The 18,717-nt window shown below is 66.9% G+C and carries 16 protein-coding genes; 4 read left to right on the top strand and 12 right to left on the bottom strand.

Annotated features, from left to right (window positions below; translation table 11 throughout):
- The first annotated feature begins 133 nt into the window (after positions 1-133).
- Genes ACN675_RS07300 through ACN675_RS07310 form a run of 3 tightly spaced genes read left to right on the top strand, consistent with a single transcriptional unit; the run spans position 134 to position 2,858 of the window.
- Positions 134-1,015, top strand: coding sequence for an ABC transporter permease (locus tag ACN675_RS07300; RefSeq protein WP_420750222.1), 882 nt, complete (start codon positions 134-136; stop codon positions 1,013-1,015).
- Positions 1,012-2,064 carry an ABC transporter substrate-binding protein gene (locus tag ACN675_RS07305; protein ID WP_420750223.1) on the top strand — a complete coding sequence of 351 codons (1,053 nt, stop codon included), beginning with the start codon at positions 1,012-1,014 and terminating at the stop codon, positions 2,062-2,064. Before ACN675_RS07300 ends, ACN675_RS07305 begins: the two co-directional genes overlap by 4 nt.
- Complete coding sequence (locus ACN675_RS07310) at positions 2,061-2,858, top strand: ABC transporter ATP-binding protein (RefSeq protein WP_420750224.1); 798 nt, start codon at positions 2,061-2,063, stop codon at positions 2,856-2,858. The genes ACN675_RS07305 and ACN675_RS07310 overlap by 4 nt, the downstream gene beginning before the upstream one ends.
- Positions 2,859-2,861: 3 nt before the next feature.
- Here ACN675_RS07310 and ACN675_RS07315 read toward each other — a convergent pair whose 3' ends face one another.
- The 12 genes from ACN675_RS07315 to ACN675_RS07370 form a co-directional block, all read right to left on the bottom strand.
- On the bottom strand, positions 2,862-4,007 hold the full coding sequence (locus tag ACN675_RS07315; protein ID WP_420750225.1) for an LLM class flavin-dependent oxidoreductase: 1,146 nt from the start codon (positions 4,005-4,007) through the stop codon (positions 2,862-2,864).
- A gap of 263 nt (positions 4,008-4,270) precedes the next feature.
- Complete coding sequence (locus ACN675_RS07320; protein WP_420750226.1) at positions 4,271-5,506, bottom strand: acyl-CoA dehydrogenase family protein; 1,236 nt, start codon at positions 5,504-5,506, stop codon at positions 4,271-4,273.
- Positions 5,507-5,562: 56 nt separating this feature from the next.
- Positions 5,563-6,492 (bottom strand): MetQ/NlpA family ABC transporter substrate-binding protein, encoded by a 930-nt coding sequence (locus tag ACN675_RS07325; RefSeq protein ID WP_197250776.1) that lies wholly within the window; start codon positions 6,490-6,492, stop codon positions 5,563-5,565.
- Positions 6,493-6,501: 9 nt separating this feature from the next.
- Positions 6,502-8,133 (bottom strand): copper resistance protein CopC, encoded by a 1,632-nt coding sequence (locus ACN675_RS07330; protein WP_420750227.1) that lies wholly within the window; start codon positions 8,131-8,133, stop codon positions 6,502-6,504.
- Positions 8,117-8,845, bottom strand: a complete 729-nt coding sequence (locus ACN675_RS07335; RefSeq protein WP_420750228.1) for a YcnI family protein — start codon at positions 8,843-8,845, stop codon at positions 8,117-8,119. Before ACN675_RS07335 ends, ACN675_RS07330 begins: the two co-directional genes overlap by 17 nt.
- Positions 8,835-10,229: a SidA/IucD/PvdA family monooxygenase gene (locus tag ACN675_RS07340; RefSeq protein ID WP_197250773.1), complete on the bottom strand. Its 1,395-nt coding sequence runs from the start codon at positions 10,227-10,229 to the stop codon at positions 8,835-8,837. The genes ACN675_RS07335 and ACN675_RS07340 overlap by 11 nt, the downstream gene beginning before the upstream one ends.
- Before the next feature lie 85 nt (positions 10,230-10,314).
- The gene (locus ACN675_RS07345) at positions 10,315-11,166 is read right to left on the bottom strand and encodes an ABC transporter permease (RefSeq protein WP_197250772.1); all 852 of its coding nucleotides are present in this window, start codon (positions 11,164-11,166) and stop codon (positions 10,315-10,317) included.
- A complete protein-coding gene (locus tag ACN675_RS07350; RefSeq protein ID WP_197250771.1) occupies positions 11,156-12,001 on the bottom strand; it encodes an ABC transporter ATP-binding protein in 846 nt (281 codons plus the stop codon). Before ACN675_RS07350 ends, ACN675_RS07345 begins: the two co-directional genes overlap by 11 nt.
- 55 nt (positions 12,002-12,056) lie before the next feature.
- The gene (locus ACN675_RS07355; protein ID WP_197250770.1) at positions 12,057-13,163 is read right to left on the bottom strand and encodes an ABC transporter substrate-binding protein; all 1,107 of its coding nucleotides are present in this window, start codon (positions 13,161-13,163) and stop codon (positions 12,057-12,059) included.
- Positions 13,164-13,520: 357 nt separating this feature from the next.
- On the bottom strand, positions 13,521-14,807 hold the full coding sequence (locus tag ACN675_RS07360) for an LLM class flavin-dependent oxidoreductase (protein ID WP_420750229.1): 1,287 nt from the start codon (positions 14,805-14,807) through the stop codon (positions 13,521-13,523).
- A gap of 19 nt (positions 14,808-14,826) precedes the next feature.
- The gene (locus tag ACN675_RS07365) at positions 14,827-16,059 is read right to left on the bottom strand and encodes an acyl-CoA dehydrogenase family protein (RefSeq protein WP_229581889.1); all 1,233 of its coding nucleotides are present in this window, start codon (positions 16,057-16,059) and stop codon (positions 14,827-14,829) included.
- A gap of 22 nt (positions 16,060-16,081) precedes the next feature.
- Complete coding sequence (locus tag ACN675_RS07370; protein ID WP_349536248.1) at positions 16,082-16,966, bottom strand: LLM class flavin-dependent oxidoreductase; 885 nt, start codon at positions 16,964-16,966, stop codon at positions 16,082-16,084.
- A gap of 306 nt (positions 16,967-17,272) precedes the next feature.
- Here ACN675_RS07370 and ACN675_RS07375 point away from each other — a divergent pair, with 306 nt between their 5' ends.
- Positions 17,273-18,634 (top strand): NtaA/DmoA family FMN-dependent monooxygenase, encoded by a 1,362-nt coding sequence (locus ACN675_RS07375; protein WP_229581887.1) that lies wholly within the window; start codon positions 17,273-17,275, stop codon positions 18,632-18,634.
- Positions 18,635-18,717: the final 83 nt, after the last annotated feature.

An 18,717-nucleotide genomic window follows, 5' to 3' on the forward strand; every position in this document is an offset into this window, starting at 1 on the left:
CACGCACGAGGCAAGGGTTTCGATCACGACGATCCGAACCCTGTACGCGGGCGTCACCTCGGCCCATGATCACCACTCTGAGAATCGAAAGCTGTTTTGGGCCCGGTAATTCCGGCCAGGAGGTGCCGGAACCGTGAACGCCCCCGTCGACACCCTCGACGACCCGACCATCGCGGTCACCGCCGCGCCGACAAGCCCACGATCGGACAACGCCTTCCTCCGCCGCGCCGCCGGCCGTCTCGTCGCCCTTGGCGCGTTCCTGCTGATCTGGTGGGCGGTGACCGCCGCGGGCCTGATCGAACCGCTGTTCCTGCCGTCACCGGGCGCGGTGTGGGACGCGTTCGTGCTGGCCAACACCTGGCATCCGGTCGCACCGGGTGTCGATCGACTCGTGCAGGGTGCCCAGGGCTATTTCCTGTGGGAACACCTGCTGGCCAGTTGCCAGCGGATCGCCGCGGGTGTCGGTGCCGCAATCGTCGTCGGCCCCCTCCTCGGTTTCGCGATGGGCATGTGGGGGCCGCTCAACACCCTGGTCGAGCCGTATCTGAACTTCCTGCGTGCTCTCCCTCCGCTCGGCTACATCGGCCTGCTCATCGTGTGGTTCGGCATCGGCGACACCTCGAAGATCTGGCTGCTGTTCCTCGCCGCGTTCCCCGCGATCACCATCGCCACGATCAACGGCGTGCATTCGGTGCCGCGCGACCTCATCGACGCCGTGCGCTCACTCGGCGCCAACCGGCGCCAGGTGCTCACCGAAGTCGTCCTGCCCTCCACCGCACCCGAAGTGCTCACCGGCATCCGCATCGCCGTGGGTTTCGCGTGGACGACGGTCGTCGCAGCCGAACTCAACAACGGCATCCCCGGCATCGGCGGATTGGCGTATCTGTCCGGCACACAACTCGATACACCGCTGACGATCGCGTGCATCGTCGTCATCGGGGTCACCGCCCTCGTGTTGGACGCAGTCATCAAATGGATCGGCGTCCTCGCCGTGCCCTGGAAGGGAAAATCATGAAGCGCACACTCGTTGCCGTCACGGCGCTGGCAACGGCCACGCTCGTCGCCGGCTGCGTGTCCTCCGACCGCAGCAGTTCCCCCGACGGTTCCGCCGCAGCGAGCGCCTGCCCGTTCGAGGTCGACGAATCGATCACCACCACCGCCCGGATCGCCTACCAGGACATCCCGAACGGTGATCTCCTCGTGAAGGATTCGGGCATCCTCGAGGCGTGCCTGCCCAACGCCGAGATCACGTGGAGCCGGTTCGCGTCGGGTGGCGACGTGGTGCAGGCCTTCGGTTCCGGCAGCGCCGACCTCGGCCTGCTCGGTTCCAGCCCCGCGACGAAGGCGCTGTCGGCGCCGCTGAACATCGACGTACAGGTCGTCTGGATCCACGACGTCATCGGCGCAGCCGAGTCCCTCGTGGTGCGCGATCCGGCGATCACGTCGGTCGAACAGCTCGCGGGCAAGACGATCGCGACGCCGTTCGCCTCGACCGCGCACTACAGCCTGCTCGCCGCACTGGACCGCGCCGGCATCACCGACCAGGTCACCCTCGTCAACCTGGCACCCGGCGCGACGGTCGCGGCGTGGCAGAGCGGCGAGATCGACGGCACCTGGATCTGGGAGCCGACCCTGTCCGAACTCACCGACGGCCACGTGCTGCTCACCAGCGCCGACACCGCCGCCGCCGGCGTGCCGACCTTCGACCTCGCCGGCGCGACCCGCGCATTCGTCGACGCCAACCCGGAGTTCGTCGCGGTGTGGACGCGGGCCCAGGACTGGGCCGTCGAACAGCTCCTCACCAACCCCGACGAGGCATCGGTCGCGCTCGCGGTCCAGCTGGGCATCTCGCCGGAGGAGGTGCGTCCGCAGCTCGACGGGCTGACCTATCTGCGGGCGTCGGATCAGGCGTCGGACGAGTATCTCGGGACCGCCTTCGCCGACAATCTGCTCTCCACCGCACAGTTCCTGCTCGAACAGGGTCAGATCACCGCGGTGAGCGACCCGGAGGTGTACCGGAACGGCATCTACGTCGACGCGGCACGCAAGGTCGCACAGCCGTGACCGGCGTCCGGACGGGAACCGACCGGGTCACCTTCACCGGGGTCTCGAAGTCGTACGGCACCGGTCCGTCGGCGGTGCCCGCGGTGAGCACCGTCGATCTGACCGTCGAGGCGGGCGAGTTCGTGTGCCTGGTCGGCCCGTCCGGATGCGGCAAGACCACCCTGCTGCAGATGCTCGCGGGATTCGAATCCCCCACCACCGGCACCGTCGACATCGGCGGTGTCCCGGTGACGGGCCCCGGTTCCGAACGCGGGGTGGTCTTCCAGAAACCCAACCTGTTCCCGTGGAAGTCGGTGCGCGCCAACGTCGAACTCGGACCGAAGCTGCGCGGTGTCCCCCGGGCCGAGCGCCGCGCGCGAGCCGACCGGATCCTCGCGACCGTGGGCCTGTCCGAGTTCGGGGATCGGCGCACGTACGAACTGTCCGGCGGCATGCAGCAGCGCGCGCAGATCGCGCGGGTGCTGGTGAACGAACCGCGAATCATCCTGATGGACGAGCCCTTCGGTGCGCTCGATGCCCTGACCCGCGAGAAGCTCCAGACCGAACTGCTCGCGATCCGGAACGCCGAGCACCGCACGGTCCTGTTCGTCACCCACAGTGTCGACGAGGCCGTCTTCCTCGGCACCCGGGTACTCGTGATGAGCGCGCGACCCGGCCGCATCGTCGAGGACGTCAGGATCTCGTTGCCCGGCGACGAGGACGACGCACCGCGATCACCGTCGGTGCGCACGACCCCCGAGTTCGCCGCCTACAAGGAGCGGATCGCGAGCGAGATCTACCGCGCCCACGCCTGACCGTCAGTGCACCAGTGAAAGTCCCTGCGCCGCAGCAGGATGCTTCCACAGTCCACGGCGCGCCAGCAACGGCAGGACACCCTCACCGAACCAGTACGCCTCCTCGAGGTGCGGGACACCCGAGAGCACGAATTCGTCGATGCCGGCGGCGTGATACTCCTCGATCAGCGCGGCGACCTCCTCGTGACTACCGACGAGCGAGGTTCCCGCGCCGCCGCGCACGAGTCCGACCCCACTCCACAGACCCGGGTGGATCTCGAGGGAGCGGGCGTTCCCGTCGTGGCGGGTCGCGCTGCCGTGCAGTTCCCGCATCAAGCGCTGGCCCTCGGACTCGCTCGCCGCCAAACCGGCTTGGGCGAGCGCGATCTCGTCCGGATCCATGTCGTCCAGGAGCCGCTGTGCCTGCGCCCACGCCTCTTCGGACGTGTCACGGCTGATCACGTGCAGCCGGACTCCGAATCGCAGGGACCGGCCGAACACGGCAGCCTCGGACTTCACCCTCTCGATCTTCCGCGCGACCGCGGCCGGCGGCTCGCCCCACGTGAGGTACACGTCCGCGTGCCGGCCCGCCACCGGGAGCGCCGCGGGCGACGACCCGCCGAAGTACACCGTGGGCGCCGGATCGGGCGTCCGGTCCAGGCGCGCACCTTCGACGTGGATGTGCTCACCGTCGAGCGACACCAGGTCGCCGCGCCACAGTCCGCGCAGGACGGTGAGGAATTCGTCGGTGCGCCGGTAGCGCTCGTCCTTGCTCAGGAAATCCCCGTACGCGCGCTGTTCGCTGCTCTCGCCACCGGTGACGATGTTGATCAGCAGACGTCCGTTCGAATGATCCTGGTAGGCAGTGGCCATCTGCGCGGCCAGTGTGGGCGAGAGTGCGTCGGGACGGAAAGCGACGAGGAACTTCAGTCGCTGCGTCAGCGGGACCAGCATCGACGTGGTGATCCACGCATCGACGCACTGCAGGCCGGTCGGGGTCAGCGCAGCCTCGAATCCGAGTTGCTCGGCCGACCTCGCGACCTGGCCGAGATAGTCGAGGGTGGCCGGCCGGTCGGCGGCCGAAACGCGCAGGTCGGCGCCGTGACCGCCACCGACGATCGAGCGGCTGTCGCCGGAAGTGGGCAGGAACCAGTGGAACGACAAGGACATGACGAGACCTTCGAAGTGAGGGAACGTGGACCGGTGCGGGTCAGCGACGACAGCGAAGCGCAGATACCCGGCACAGATCCACGTACAGACGCCAGCTGTGCCACACGGGACGCAGCACGCGGGGCTGCGGGTCACCGATGGGCGTCACGGCACTACTCCTGCACTCGTGCATGTTCGGGCGTCGACAGGCTACCGCACGAGTGCGGAATTCGACACGGGCGTTCCGGCCGGGACGCACGGCTGCCGTGCGTCCCGGCGACCGGTCAGAAGAACGCGCCCGTCGGCAACGGCTCACCCGTCAGTTCGTGGGCCCCGATGGCCTTTGCCTTGTAGGTGCGCGGGTTGTGTGCTGCCAGGGTACGGATGTTGCGCCAGTGCCGGTCGAGGTGCGAGCTTCGCCGGGCTGCGGTGCCACCGCCGACATCGAACAGGTCACCGGCAGCCCGCAGGGCGATCTCGTCCACCACGACCTTGGCCTTCGCTGCACGGACCGCGGCTCGCAGCGAAAGTTCCTGTTCCTCGTCGGTGCCGTGTGCGGCGTATGCCTCGGACAGGGCTTCGGCGGCCGCGACGACCAGCGCCTCGGCGGCGAACGCCTGGCTGGCGAGCACACCGACGGTCTGCTGCAGGATCGGATCCTCGACGGGGCTGTCCGCAGCGGCGTGATAGAACGTGCGCTGCTTGGTCCGGACGAGGTCGGCGGCGTCGCGGGTGACCCGCCGCAGGATCCCGGCGATCACAGCGGTGAGGTACAGCTGCGGGAACGTGGCCGAGTACGGCAGATCTCCGTAGTACGTCCCGGTGCCGAGGAAGTCTTCCCGGTCCACGGCGACGTTCTCGAACCGGGTGGTGCCGCTGCCGGTGAACTGCTGTCCGATGCCGTCCCAGTCCCGTTCCAGGACGACGCCCTCGCGGTCGGCGGGAACCACCACACGGATCGGTTCATCCTCGGGTCCCTGCGCTGCGACGACGAGATAGTTCGCGTAGAGGTTACCCGTGCTGTAGAACTTGGTGCCGTTCAACCGAAGCCCGTCCGGTGTCTCGGTCACCGCGGTTTCGAAATCCTGGTTGCGCCGGCCGGCGTGCTTGCGGCTCAGCTCCGTCGACGCCAGGCCGAACAGCTTTCCGGCCCGGACCTCTTCGAGCCAGCGCCCGTCCGGCCCGTCTGCCCGGCGCAGCGTGCTCTCGACGAAGTTCAGGTGGTTGCGGAGGCTGTGCGCCACGTTCGGATCCACCTCGCCGAAAGCGATGACCGTCCGGAAGAGTTCGACGAGCGTGGCCCCGCCGCCGCCCTGGTCTGCCGGGAGCCGGAGTGCGCCGAGCCGTGACTGCCGGATCACCTCGAATTCCTCGAACGGGTGCCGGTGGGCGTCGTCGCGGTCGACGACCTCGGCGTCGATGTAGGCGAGAAGTTCGTCGAGTTCGCGCGATCCGGCCGTCACGGGGTGTTCGAAGGTCGGTGCCGGGCGGGTTTCCACAGGATCGAGGGTGCTCGTCATTTCGGTTTCTCCTTGAGGTTGTTCGGGTGGATGTTCTTGTATGCAAATCGATTCGGCTACTTGTCCCGGGGAACGTGTACGGAGACGTACGCTCCTCGGTACTTCTGCTCGAGGTAGTCGGCCACCTCCTCACCTTCCAGCGCACGGCCGAGTGCCGATACTCTCGGGTCGCCGGCGAGCCGGGACGGCGCGACGAGTACGCGGGCGTATGGATTGTTCGGTCCCGGTTCCACTTTCAGCGCGTCCCGTTCCGGAATCAGACCGATCGAGGCCGCGGTTCGGGGATCGAGTACAACGGCGTCGTAGTTGCGGTAGGCATCCGCGGCGAAGTTCGCCAGGTCCAGCCGCCTGATCGACAGATGACGTTGCGATTCGAGGATGTTCGCCTCCGAGACAGCGAGATCCCGCGCGGCGAGACCGCCGAACTCCCGATCCAGTGTGATCAGATTCGACTCCTGCAGGAGGTAGAGACCGCGGGCGAATCCGGTGACGGTATCGGCCAATGCGACCGTTGCCCCGTGCGGCAGATTCGTTCCGGTGACCCTGTCCTCGACGAGTCCGGCGTTCACCCAGTCGTCGGTCTCTTCGATACCCGACCATTTCGCCGAGTACAGCGCGTAGGGCGCGACATTGACCTCGGAGACGACACTCAACGTGTCCAACGAGTTCGTCGCCCGGTCCTGCAGGAACGCGGGTTGCGTCTGGAAATACACGAGGTCCGCATGTCCTTCGGCGAGTTGCCGATTCGCGTCGTCGGTGGCGTCGACGAGTTCGATCTCGACGCCGTCCGCCAACCCGTGCGCGGACACGTGCTCCAGGACGTCGCGGTAACCCTCGTCGCCCACCAGGATCGTCAGTGCGTCCCCGCTCGCGGTACCGTCGCCGTAGGTCACGGTCACTTCGTCCGAACACCCGGACAGCACCAGCAACGCGGTGATGCTCGCGAGAATCGTTCCGCGAATGCGACCGGTATCCGATTTTCCCATGTGCGCCTCCTACAACGCCTCGTAGTAGAACGACGCCAACTTGGGCCCGCGACCACCCTCGAACCGAACGGTGACCTTCCACTGCCCCGCGACCGGAACGATGAGACCGTCACTGTCCCAGACGAGTTCACCGTCAGCGGACATCGTCGTGCGGAGCTCGACCGGCAGGCGTGCGATGTTCGCCTCGGCCGAGGAGAGTTCGACGCCGACATCCGGCATCGGCGCTCCGCCGGTCGCGCCCTCGGGTCGGTAACGAACCGTCAGTGACCGTGCGCCACGACGGACCGAGTCGATCTCGACGTCGAGGACCTCGGATGCGCCGAAGTCCAGCGCAGTGCGCACGTTCGTGGTGTAACTGTCCTTGGCCGGCACGACAGATGTCAGCACGGACGTCGCGGCGAGAATCACGATCGCGAGCGCTGCCTCGGCGACGAGGATCCGCGGGCGCCGCCGGACCGGCAGCGGTTCGGTTCCCCCGGCCGAACCGACGCTGAACCTGCGGTACGCGAGAGAGCCGGCGATCAGCGTGAGCACAGCGACCGACACCTTGACGGTCAGGGTGGATCCGTAGACGGTGGAGATCAGCGCTCCGACCGGGTCGACCTGGATGAACGCCAACAGGATCCCGGTGATCGCCACCAGGGCCACGTGCCCGGCCGCGAACCCGTGCCACCGCCGCAGCGGAGGCACCTGCTCCTGCACCAGCACGAGCAGGAGGACACCTCCGAGCCAGATCGCCCCGGCGTATACGTGCACACCTGTTCCGAGGAACGACACCGGCCAGCGCTCGGTCGAACCGCCGTGACCGCCGAGCGTGACCGCGACGATCGCGGACGCGGCCTGCAGGTATCCGGTCGCATCCGACCCACGGCCCCGGCCGGGCGGACGAATCCCGCACGCGAGACTCAGCATCACCGCGGCCGCGATCGCGATACCCAGCCGGCTGCTTGCGACTGCGGCGACGGCCGATCCGGAGATGCCGGACAGTCCGCCCGACTGTTGCGCGGCCAGCAGAACGACCCTGCCCACCAGGCCGGCAACCAGAAGCGTCGCACCGACCCGATAGACGAATCGGAACCGGCGGCCACCGAGCACGTTCGGCCACACCCAGCGGGCGACGACGAACAGGCCCGCCGACAGCGCGACCCCGAGATACGTCGCCCACTTGCTCGGAATACCGAGAAACTGTGCCGTGCCCGCATCCGCCCCGGGATCGTCGGGCACGTTCCCCAGCCCAGTGACCGATCCCACCGTGAACCGGATCGACAGCGACACCACATGCGTGTCGGCGGACAGCACACGCGCCGTCGCAAGGTAGGCACCGTCGGTGAGCCCGTCCGCGGGTACCAGCACGAGCCGACGCCCGCTGTTCTCCAGTCGCACCGCCGAGAAGGGGTGCCGCACACCGTCGTGGTCGATCAGCTGCGGCGAATCCTCGACGACGCCGACCACCTCGTTCAGCTCGAAGGACAGCGAGGCCGGCGAAACCTCCACACGGGATCCGTCGCCCGGTGAGCTGGACACGACACTCGCGTGCGCGGAGGCCGGCGCTGCCCATACGGTCGATGCCGACACCACGAGCCATACGAGGAAGCCGAGGCATGCAGCGCGATGCATCGATCGGTCACGGCTTCGGGACATGACTCCGGCGCACCAGCACAAGCACTCCGATCGACGATCCCGCCGCGATCACCAGCGCGGCACCGGCGATCGAACGCCACAACCACAGCTGTGGCTCGGTTGCCGCCGACGCGGTGCTCGCCGGGTCCGTCGAAGCATCGACACGGTCTCCGTGTCCGTCGTGCCCGTGCCCCGCTCCTGCAGCGGCCAGCGTGACGACGGGCGCCGGATGCTCGGGTTCGCTGCTCGCGTCCAGAGCGACCTCGTCCCACCGGACCACGGACCCGTCGCTGTATCCCTGTTCGCTGTGCAGCGCCACCGATTCGACGTCGTCCGGCCACGGTCCCGCGGAGAGGGTGAAGACACCGAACTCCGAACCCTTCAGCCCGTACGCCGGATCGCTCGTCTCCCAATCGATGCGCGTCACCCGTTCGCCGTCCGCGGTCGGCTCCCGCAGGATCGTCGCGGTCCACCCCGGAATCGGCAGTGTCCGCGCCGACACGAGGTCGACGCCGTCGGGAACGGTGATCGTCAGCCGCACCGTCGAGGCCGTGTCCGACTCGGTCGGGACGATGAGCCGCACCAGGCCGTATCCGCCCTGCGTGGGCCGGTCGCCGTCGTCGACCCGGACGTGCGCCGCAGCCGTGCCCGCGGCACCGGACAGGCCGAGACCCCCGAGCAGCGCGACAACGGTGAGGCGACCGACAAACTGCCTCGTGCGTCTACCGAACATCGTCGACCGGTCCCCCGACGGCAGCCGAGCGTGCTCGTCGCAGATCGGCGAGCACCAGATCGCGCGTGATCGCCTCCACCAGCCGCGGCACGCCGACGCGCAGGCTCGGGATGTCGCCGACCGGCCGGCCGAAGCTGACAGCCGCACCGATGCTGAAGACGTGGATGTCGCGCAGCCACGGCGCCGCACCCGGTTCGCGTTCGGTCAGCTCGTATCCGCTGCCGAGGTACGGCGCCGACGCGAGCAACTCCGATTCCAGTCCTTCGGGTGCCGGATAGGCATCCGCCCATCGCGCGACATAGGGCGCGATCGTCGACAGCTCCGGCCGGGTGGCCGGATCCTGCTGATAGCCGGTGCCGGCGATGACGAAGTCGAAGGTGCGAGTTCCGTCCGCGGCGTGGACGATCACGCGGCCGTCCTCCTCGGACGCCGACAACCACTCTGCGTCGAGGTGGAGGTAGTAGTTCTCGAACACCGCTGCCCGCTCGACGGACTCCGGAGGAACATTGGCCCCCTGCGCGGCGGTCCGCCACCGCTGACGCCACCGTTCCTCGTCGCCGAGCAGGTGGAATACGTCCTGCGCCAGCGGGTTCGGTCGTGTTCCGCCGAGCGGGGCGACAACCAGCTCCGGTCGGCGCGTGTACACGTGCACATCGCCCGCTCCGGCCTCGAGTGCGGTCGCCGCTGCATCGTATGCGGACGCCGCGGCGCCCAGGACCGCAACGGACCTGTCGCGCAGTGCGTCGAAATCGATTTCGTCCGCGGTATGTGCGAACACGCGGTCCGACAGGGCCGCCACTGCGGCGGGAATGTACGGGCCCCCGGTTCCCGAGACCCCGGTGGCCAGAACCAGTTTTCGGGTGTCCTCGGTCCAGGTGCGCTCGTCGTTCTCCAGGTGCAGACGCAGCCGTCCGTCGTCGACAGGCTCGATGTCCGTCAGCCGGACGCCGCGCCGTACCTCGATGCCGACCTGCCGGCGGAACCATTCGAGGTAGTCCGCCCAGTCCGACGTGGCGATGCGGTCGATTCCGTCGAACGCGCCTTCCCCGTGGGTCGCGTCGAACCAGACCTGGAACGTCAGGGCCGGGTTGCCCAGTTCGGGGCCCGACACCGTCTTGGGAGTGCGCAATGTGAGATTCCGTGCACGCGACTGCCACGCGAGGTCGGACTCGTCCCGGCCGGCGTCGACGACGGAGGTCCTGGCCACGCCGGCGCGGCGCAGCGCGTAGGCGATCGCCACTCCGCTCTGACCGCCGCCCACGACGACGACGTCGTGATCCGTATCGTCCAGCGGCGCGATCCAGTTCGCGTCGCCGTTACCGTAGCCGAGCAGGTGGAGCGATCGCTGCGCTGCGTCGTCGGGGTTGTCGGAGAGGTCGGTCATCGAGCTGTCATCCTTCTGCTGCGTACTTCTGGTTCTTGCGTACTTCTGGTCTGTCGATTCGTCATCGGCCGACGAGCGGCCACGGTCAGCGGCTCGTGATTCCGAGTTGCCATCCGGTCACGCGCTTCTCGATTCCGGCCAGCACGAGGTTCAAGGTGACGCCGATGATGCCCAGCACCACGATCCCCGAATACATCGCAGGGATCTGGTAGCCCTCCTGCGCGGATCTGATGTAGATGCCCAGACCTTCGGTGGCACCGAGATATTCGGCGGCCACCAGCGCGGTGAAGGCGTGCGATGCGCCCAGTCTCAGACCCGGGAAAATGTTGGGGAACGCAGCGGGAAGCACGATCCGGGTGAAGATGTAGACCCGTCCCGCGCCGAGGGTCCGCGCGGCGCTGACGAGAATCTTCTCGACGCCCTTGACCGCATTCGTGGTGTTGATGAAGATCGGCCAGAACGCCGCCCAAGCGACGATCGCGATCTTGGATTCCTCACCGATCCCGAAGAAGAGCAAGAACACCGGAAACAGCGCGAGGATCGAGAGATTCCGGAAGAAGTTCAGGATCGGCTCGAACAACTTGTCGAGTGTCCGGACCGAACCCACGAGAATCCCGAGGAAGATGCCGAGGACCGTCGCGATGAGGAACCCGGCGAGTCCGCGGCGCAGACTCGGCAGCACCTGCCGGCCGAGCTTGCCGTCCGCGGAGAACCCGTCGACCAATGCGGTGACGATGTTCTGGGGCGGCGTGAGGAACTTCGGATCCAGCAGTCCGGTCGTGTTGGCGAACCACCACACGAACAGGAACAGTGCGACTCCGACCGTCCCGTACACGTACTTGTCGTAATCGGCGGCCCACTCGCTCCACGAACGGGACGGCTTCTCCGGCTGCGCCTCGGTGCGTTCGTCGGTTCGTGGACGCGTCTCAACGGTCACCAATGTGGGCCTCCTCCTTGAGGATCTGCGCGACCTGGGCACGGATCCGGCCGAACTCCGGCGCGGCGCGGGAGTCGTCGTTGCGAGGTCGCGGCAGGTCGACCTCGATCAGTGCGTTCACCTTGCCGGGACGCTTGGACATCACCGCGATCCGATCGGACAGGAAGATCGCCTCGTCGATCGAGTGCGTCACGAACAGGATGGTCTTCTTCCGAGCCCCGGACTCCCAGATCCGCAACAGTTCTCCTTGCAGGAACTCGCGGGTCTGCGCGTCCAGCGCAGCGAACGGCTCGTCCAGAACCAGAACGTCCGGGTCGTATGCGAGAGAACGCGCGATGGCCACTCGCTGGCGCATGCCACCGGAGAGCCGATGCGGGAGGTGGTCGGCAAAGCTCTCCAACCCGACGGTCGTGAGGATCCGTTCCGAGATTTCGCGCTTGCGCGCGGCCGGGACGCCGCGGATCTTCAGACCTGCTTCGACGTTCTTCCGCACGGACAACCACGGAAACAGTGCGTAATTCTGGAAGACGACACCGATGTTCTTGCTCACGCCGCGGACGGGAGCGCCGTCGAGGAGCAACTCGCCGCCCTCGAAGGTCTCCAGTCCGGCGAGGATGTTGAGAAACGTCGATTTTCCGCACCCACTCGGGCCCAGCAGGGAAAGGAATTCGCCTTCCCGTATCTCGAGGTCGAAGTCGTCGAGGACTTCGGTGACGCCGTTGCCGGCGCCCTTGCCGACATTCTTGAACTCCTTGTGCAGGTTCCTGGCCGAAATCTTGACCGGCCGGGCCGCATCGGGAACAACAGCAGGGTGATCGACGACCGATCGGGTCATGACCGCTGCCTCCTCATCGTTTGGTTGCCTTCGTTCGTCACCGGCACCGGGCCGGTCAGAACTCGGTATCGGTCAGCACTTCGGTGTTGCTCGACTGCGAATCGATCAATGCGGCGGACGGTGCGTACGGATTGAACTCGTTGGTGGCCACGTCTTCCGGGGTGAGAGCGGCCTCCTCCGGTGTGAGGATCCCGAGTCGCTCGGACAGATCCCACCAGAAGCCGGTCTGTTCCTTGTCCAGGATCAGATTGTTCGTGTAGTAGTACTTGGTGACCTGATCCTCGGACAGTCCCGTGAGCCGCGCCACCAACTCCTGCTGCTTGTCCGGGTTCGCATTCACCCAGTTCGCCGTCTTGGCGAGGATCTCGACGAATTCCCTTGTCTGGGCTGGGTATCGACGGATGAACTCTCCACTCGCGCTGATCGGCGCCAGACCACCGTCACTGCCGGAGTTGTCGTAGTCCGAGAAGGCGACCCGCACCGCATCATTGGTCCGGAGGACACCGTTGAGCGGAGGATGGATCACCGCGAGGTCGATCTGCCCCTGCTCGAGGGACTGCGGCAGCAGGCTCTCCGACTGGGTCAGGAACTTGACCTTGTCGACATCGACACCGTTCTTGACGAGGTAGTCCTTGAGGATGAATTCGGCGCAGCCCTTCAGGGAGGCCAAGCCGACCGTCTTGCCTTCGAGCTGCCTCAGGTTCGTCTGGTTCAGGTCCGAGTCCTTGCGCACGAAGTACTCCATGTGCGGCTCGTCCTCGGTGGTATAGGTCAGTGACGCAATCACTTTCAGATCCACTCCGGCGGCGACAGCCGAGAGCGCCCGGTTGAACATGAAGTAGGCGAAGGTGACGTCGCCGGTTCCGAGCAGGGCCGGAACCTGACCGGCGTCCACGTGACCGAGATACTCCGGCCGGATACCCGCCTCGTCCCAGAATCCCAGCTCGTCGGCGATCTTGACGAGCGACGGGCTGTTCGGGTTCTCGGACCACTTGAAGTACACCGGATTATTCGGATCCGAGACGCTTCCGTCCACGTCCTGAACCACGGCCGATTCACCTCCGCCGCATGCGGCAAGGGTGGCCGCCACCACCCCGGTGACGACGAATGTTGCTGCTCCGCGGCACAATTTGCCGAACACGCCGGCCTGCGTCTCGCGCATGATCACCTTTTCTGTCCGAAGGATGTTCCGAATGGCCACCGGCTCTCCGAGGATCGACTACTGCTGATTCGCAACCGATCTCGGGGTCGACGATGTACATACGAATCGGCGGCCGCAGGACCCGACATGCGGGGCGGACCGTCCGAATATCGTCAATGCTAGAGCCCTTCGTCCCATACCCGTAGAGTTCGGATCTCCGTGACGGATTCCCCGCGTGAGACTTTCGAAACGAGTCCGAAACGACGACAGGTCCGTGCCGTCGGTGTTCCCGAACGGCACGGACCTCTGGTCCCTTTCCACGCGGACCTGCGGTCTGCTCCTACACGGACCTGTCGTCCCCCTGATGCGTCCGCGGGGCTACCCGACGGCGTGCAATGCCGGCAACGTCGCCCCGAACCGACCCCTGAGCGTCTTCTCGGAGTACTCGTGCCGGAACAACCCTCGTCGGCGCAGGATCGGCACGACGTGGTCGACGAACTCGTCCAGCCCGGTCGGCAACGCGTCCGGCATCAGATTGAATCCGTCTGCGGCTCCTGCGAGGAACCATTCCTCGATGGTGTCCGCGACCTGTTCGGGGGTGCCGATGATCGCGCGATGACCTCCGCTGCCGTTCAGGGACCGCAGCAGCTGCCGGATCGAGAGATTGCCCTCCTGCGCGAGTCCGACCACCGATTCCCGGAACCCGAGCGACCCCTGGTAAGCGTCGAGGTCCTCGGGAACCGCGAGAACGTGCGCCGGAATCGGCTCGTCCCAGTCCAGGGTCGTGACGTCGACGCCCAAGGTGCCGCTCAGCCGCTCGGCTCCGAAATCGGCGGGCACGTGCGCGCGCAGGGATTCGTGACGTTCGATCGCTTCTCGCTCGGTGGACCCGATCACGGTGATCAGACCCGGGAGGATCTTGACCTGGTCCGGGTCCCGGCCCGCCCGGGCGGCCGCGTCCTTGACGTAGCGGTAGTGCTCGATCCCGGCGGCCAGGGTGAGTTCCGCGGTGAAGACCCCGTGCGCCCTACGTCCGGCGAGTTCACGTCCTGCCGGCGATCCGCCCGCCTGGATCAGCGCCGGGTAACCCTGCGCCGACGGCGCGACCGCGAGACGCCCGGACACCTCGAATCGGGGACCGCGGTGATTCACGGGAACACCGGTCAGAGCCGATTCCCACAACTCGGTCACGACATCGACGAATTCGGCGGCGCGGGCGTACCGCTCCTCGCGGTCCGGGAGCGCCTGCAACCCGAAGTTCGCTCCCACCACCGGCGAATAGGTCGTCACGACGTTCCAGGCGACCCGCCCACCACTCGCGACGTCCAGCGAGAGGAATCTTTCCGCGAGCTCGTAGGGCTCGTTGAAGGTCGTCGATGCCGTGCCGATCAATCCGAGGTTCGTCGTGTGTGCGGCGACCGTTGCCAGGACCGCGGTCGGTTCGAGGGCCCGGGTGGGTTTGACCTTCGGGTTCTCCCAGAATCCCGGGCTGTCGGCCAGGAAGAACCCGTCCAGGGTTCCCCGTTCGGCTGCCTGCGCGATGCGCACGAAGTGGGATGCGTCGAGAAAAGCGTTCGGTGCGACGCCGAGTGTCCAGGCACCCGGGGAAATACCGACGTCGAGGACGTTGACGTTGAGGACCAGCCGACGGTTCGAGTGAGTCATCTCGGATGTCCTTTCCGGCTCAGAAGAACCCGGTGTCGGGCAGAGGAGTGTCGTTGACGAACAGGTCACCGAGGACCCTCGCCTTGTATGCCGTCGGATTGTGGGCGAACAGGGTGCGCAGGTTTCGCCAATGCCGATCGAGGTGTGCCGACTGCCGCGTGGCGGAGGCACCGCCCACATCGAAGAGACGGGACGCGGCGCGCAGTGCCGGTTCCTCGATCGCCACCTTCGCCTTCGCTGCCAGGATCGAGGCCCGCGCCTCGAGGGCCGGGTCGATCCCGGTCGTCCGCGCAGCGGCGGTCGCCTCGTCCTGCGCTTCTGCAGCGGCGCGCACGATCGATTCCGCCGCGAACGCCGTCGCGGTCAGCGAGCCGATGATCTCCAGCAGCTGCGGATCGTGACGGGGCTCCGAGACCGTTGCGAACGCGAAGCTACGCCGCCGGCTGCGAACGAGCTCGGCGGCATCGGTGGCGACGGATCGGAGAATGCCCGCTGCGACGGCGTGGAGAACGAGTTGCGGGAACGACTGCCGTGCGCGCAGCGTGTCGCCGGCGAGGCGGAACGGGAAGGTTTCGTCCTCTGCCACCCGCACGTCGGTGAAGACCGTTGTCCCGCTGCCGGTATGGCGCTGGCCGATTCCGTCCCAGTCGTCGAGGTGCTCGACGCCCTCGCGACGAGTAGGAACGACCGCGCTGAGCACGGTGCCGTCCGGCACTCCTGCGGTGACCCTCACGTAGTCGGAGAACACGGTGCCCGTGCTGTAGAATTTGGTGCCGTTCAATCGGTATCCGTCACCGTCGGGGGTGAGCGTCGTATCGAACTCGTACTTGCCCACCGCGCGGGACGACAGCTCGGAGTTCGCGCCGCCGAACAAGGAGCCGGCGAGAACCTCACCGAGCCACCGCTGCTTCTTCTCGGTGGTCGGTACCCGGAACAGTTCCTCGACGAAGGCGAAGTGCACCCGCAGAATGTGCGGCACGTCCGGATCCGCCTCAGCGAGATCGATGATCAGGTCGAACAGATCGCGCAACGAGTAGCCGGCACCACCCAGTTCCACCGGAACCCGCACCGCGCCGATTCGCTCTTCGCGGAGCAGTTCGAGAGCTGCGAGCGGCGGTTCGCCACCACCCTCGTCCCGGCGGCGCCGTGCGTCGGCGGCAATCACCGAAAGGATCTCGCTGCGTGAACGACCGGATCCCGGTGACAGTCGGTCTGCCGGACCGGGCCGTAGGTCGACGGATTGCGTTGTCATGATGTCCTTCGAATTTTCGGGGTTACGAAACGGGAAACAGACTGCGACGGTGCCCGCTGAGGATGCGAGAGGCCGCAGGCAGACCGAGGCGCTCACGGAGCGTCGTGTCTCCGGCCCCGGGCGGTCTCGGTCCGGCGACGGTCGCAACGGATTCGAGATCGTGCACGTCACGAATCCTGACGACCACGCCGCCGCGCTCGGGTGCCTCGACGTCCCACGAGCCGTTCCACGTGACCTCACGCAGCGTGAGGATCTGCTGGTGGGCGCCCTCGTCGGTGCCGCGCACGATCACGACATCGGGTGCGCCCGCGATCGAGTCCGGCGCAGTGTCCGAGAACCGGAACACCGGTAGCTTCCGCTGTGGCGGCTCCGGCACGTTGAGCGGTCCCGAAACCGAGAACACTCCCTCGTGGTCGATGAAGGTGATGCGTTCCGACTCGACGAACACGGCCCGTTCGCGGTCGGCGACGATGCTGTCGGCGGGCCAGCTCTCCCACAGCTTGCGCGCGACGGTCACCGCGTCGTCGAGCAGGCTCTCCACGCCCTCGGCGGGGCCGCTCGATGCTCCGGCGCCCACCAGCCAGCCGATCCTGCCCCCGCTCAGGTGATCGAGCGACGCGAGCCGCCGCGCGAGGTTGTACGGGTGATGAACCCGAGGATCGGCTGCGACGACGAGACCGATCCTGCGGGAGTTCGCCGCCAGCAATGCGGCGACGACGCTCGCGTCGAACCGCTGCTCCGGCGCGACCCGCGGATCGAGCACGTCGCCTCCCAGGATGGCGAAGTCGACCGCCGACGCGTCGAGAAGTGCCCCCGCCTCGAGGGGTGACAAAGGGCCGGCCGGATCGAACAACTCCGACAACACCGCAGTGTCGATGTCGATCCCGACCAGCGGTCGTGTTCCCACCGAAATCGTCTCCTCCGCATGCATTTCCGGTACCCAGGCCCGAGAGATGGCCGTGGCCGGGACTCCAGGGCCACCGGTCGAAACTCTCACCGAATTCCGGCGCCTGCCATCGTTAGGCTCGAGATGGTTCTGAACCGGCCTCTGCCGCAGTCGCGCCGGCGTCGAGACGACCTGCGTGAAATACCTTCAGGCGGAGGCAAACGCTTCTCTTCGATCGACGCTCGTCCGAGCATTGCCTGCGACATACCGCCTCGCGAATGCGGAAATGCATGCCGTATAGCGATTTACCTACCTGTAAGGAACATCGTGCCCCAGAGAAACCCGTCCGTCTTCTTCGTCTCATCCGAATTTCGGTTCGCCGATCGCTTTCCCCGATGGAAGTTCTCGTCGACGCCGGCCGAATCGGAGGGCAATCACCGAGCGAGGGCCGAGTTCGCACGCGAGCTGGAACACCTGGGTTTCGACGCGGTGTTCATCGCGGATTTCGCGGGACTGAACAGAACACAGATCGCGTACGACGGCCCCCGCTCGTTCGAGCCGCTCACCCTGGCCACGTATCTGGCCGCACACACCGACCGGATCGGTCTCGTGATCACGCTGTCCACGCAGTTCAGTGAGCCCTACACGGTGGCCCGGGAACTCACCTCGCTCGATCGGCTGTCGGGCGGCCGGGCGGGCTGGAACGTCGTGACGTCGTTCAACGGTGAGGTCAACTACGGATACACCACCCTTCCCGCCCCGCACGACCGGTACCGCAGGGCCCGGGAATTCCTCGGCGTCACCAAGGCGCTGTGGAAGTCGTGGGATCCCGACGCGATCATCGCAGACCCGGACTCGGAGATCTACGTCGACACCGACCGGGTCCGGGACATCGACTGGGAGGGAGAGAACTTCCGGGTTCGGCAGGCCCTCGACCTTCCACCCGCACCCCAGTCGTTCCCGGTGATCGCGCAGGCCGGGGCATCCGACATCGGGATCGAGTTCGCTGCCGAATCCGCCGAAGTCGTCTTCGTCGCGAGCCCCGATCTCGCGTCGGGACAGAGCTACTACAGGAAGCTCAAGGACGCGGTCGTCGCCAACGGGCGGCACCCGGACGACCTGAAGGTGCTGCCGGGAATCCGGATCTATCTGGGCGATACCGAAACGGATGCGAAAGCGGCCTACCGCGCCGAACTGACCGATCGGGATCTCGAGCGTGCACGTGAAGCGATCCGCTACGAGATTCCGGAACTGGACCTCACGGACCTCGGCTTCGACGATCCGATTCCGCTCGACCGGTTCCCCACCCTGGCAGAACTCGAGCAGCGGGGCCGGCGCGTCAGTCGAGCGCTCATCTACCGCCGGTGGATCGAGACCGGCGAATACGCCACCCTGCGCGACTTCCTCGTGCGGTACGCGACGTCGTTCGGTCACTTCCAGATCGTCGGCACCGCGGAGCACGCGGCGGCGACGATCGCGCAGTGGATCGACGAGGGTGCAGCGGACGGATTCATTCTTCTCGGTGGCTCGAGTTTCGAACGGATCCGGCGCGACCTCCTTCCGCGCCTACGGGATCTCGGCATCTTCCGGGATCCCGAGAACGAGAATGGGCACGACATCAGTCTGCGTCGACGTCTCGGAACCACCACACCCGGTCTCGAAACGACCCGGTTGCTCGTCGAGAGCTGAGCGTCCCGGCCGAGCGGCGGACGCGAAAGCATATCGCTTGCCGCGGAACGAGATCCGTTCCGCGGCACGCGATACGAGTATCG

It is taken from the genome of Rhodococcus sp. O3 (assembly GCF_048897285.1).
Classification (GTDB): domain Bacteria; phylum Actinomycetota; class Actinomycetes; order Mycobacteriales; family Mycobacteriaceae; genus Rhodococcus.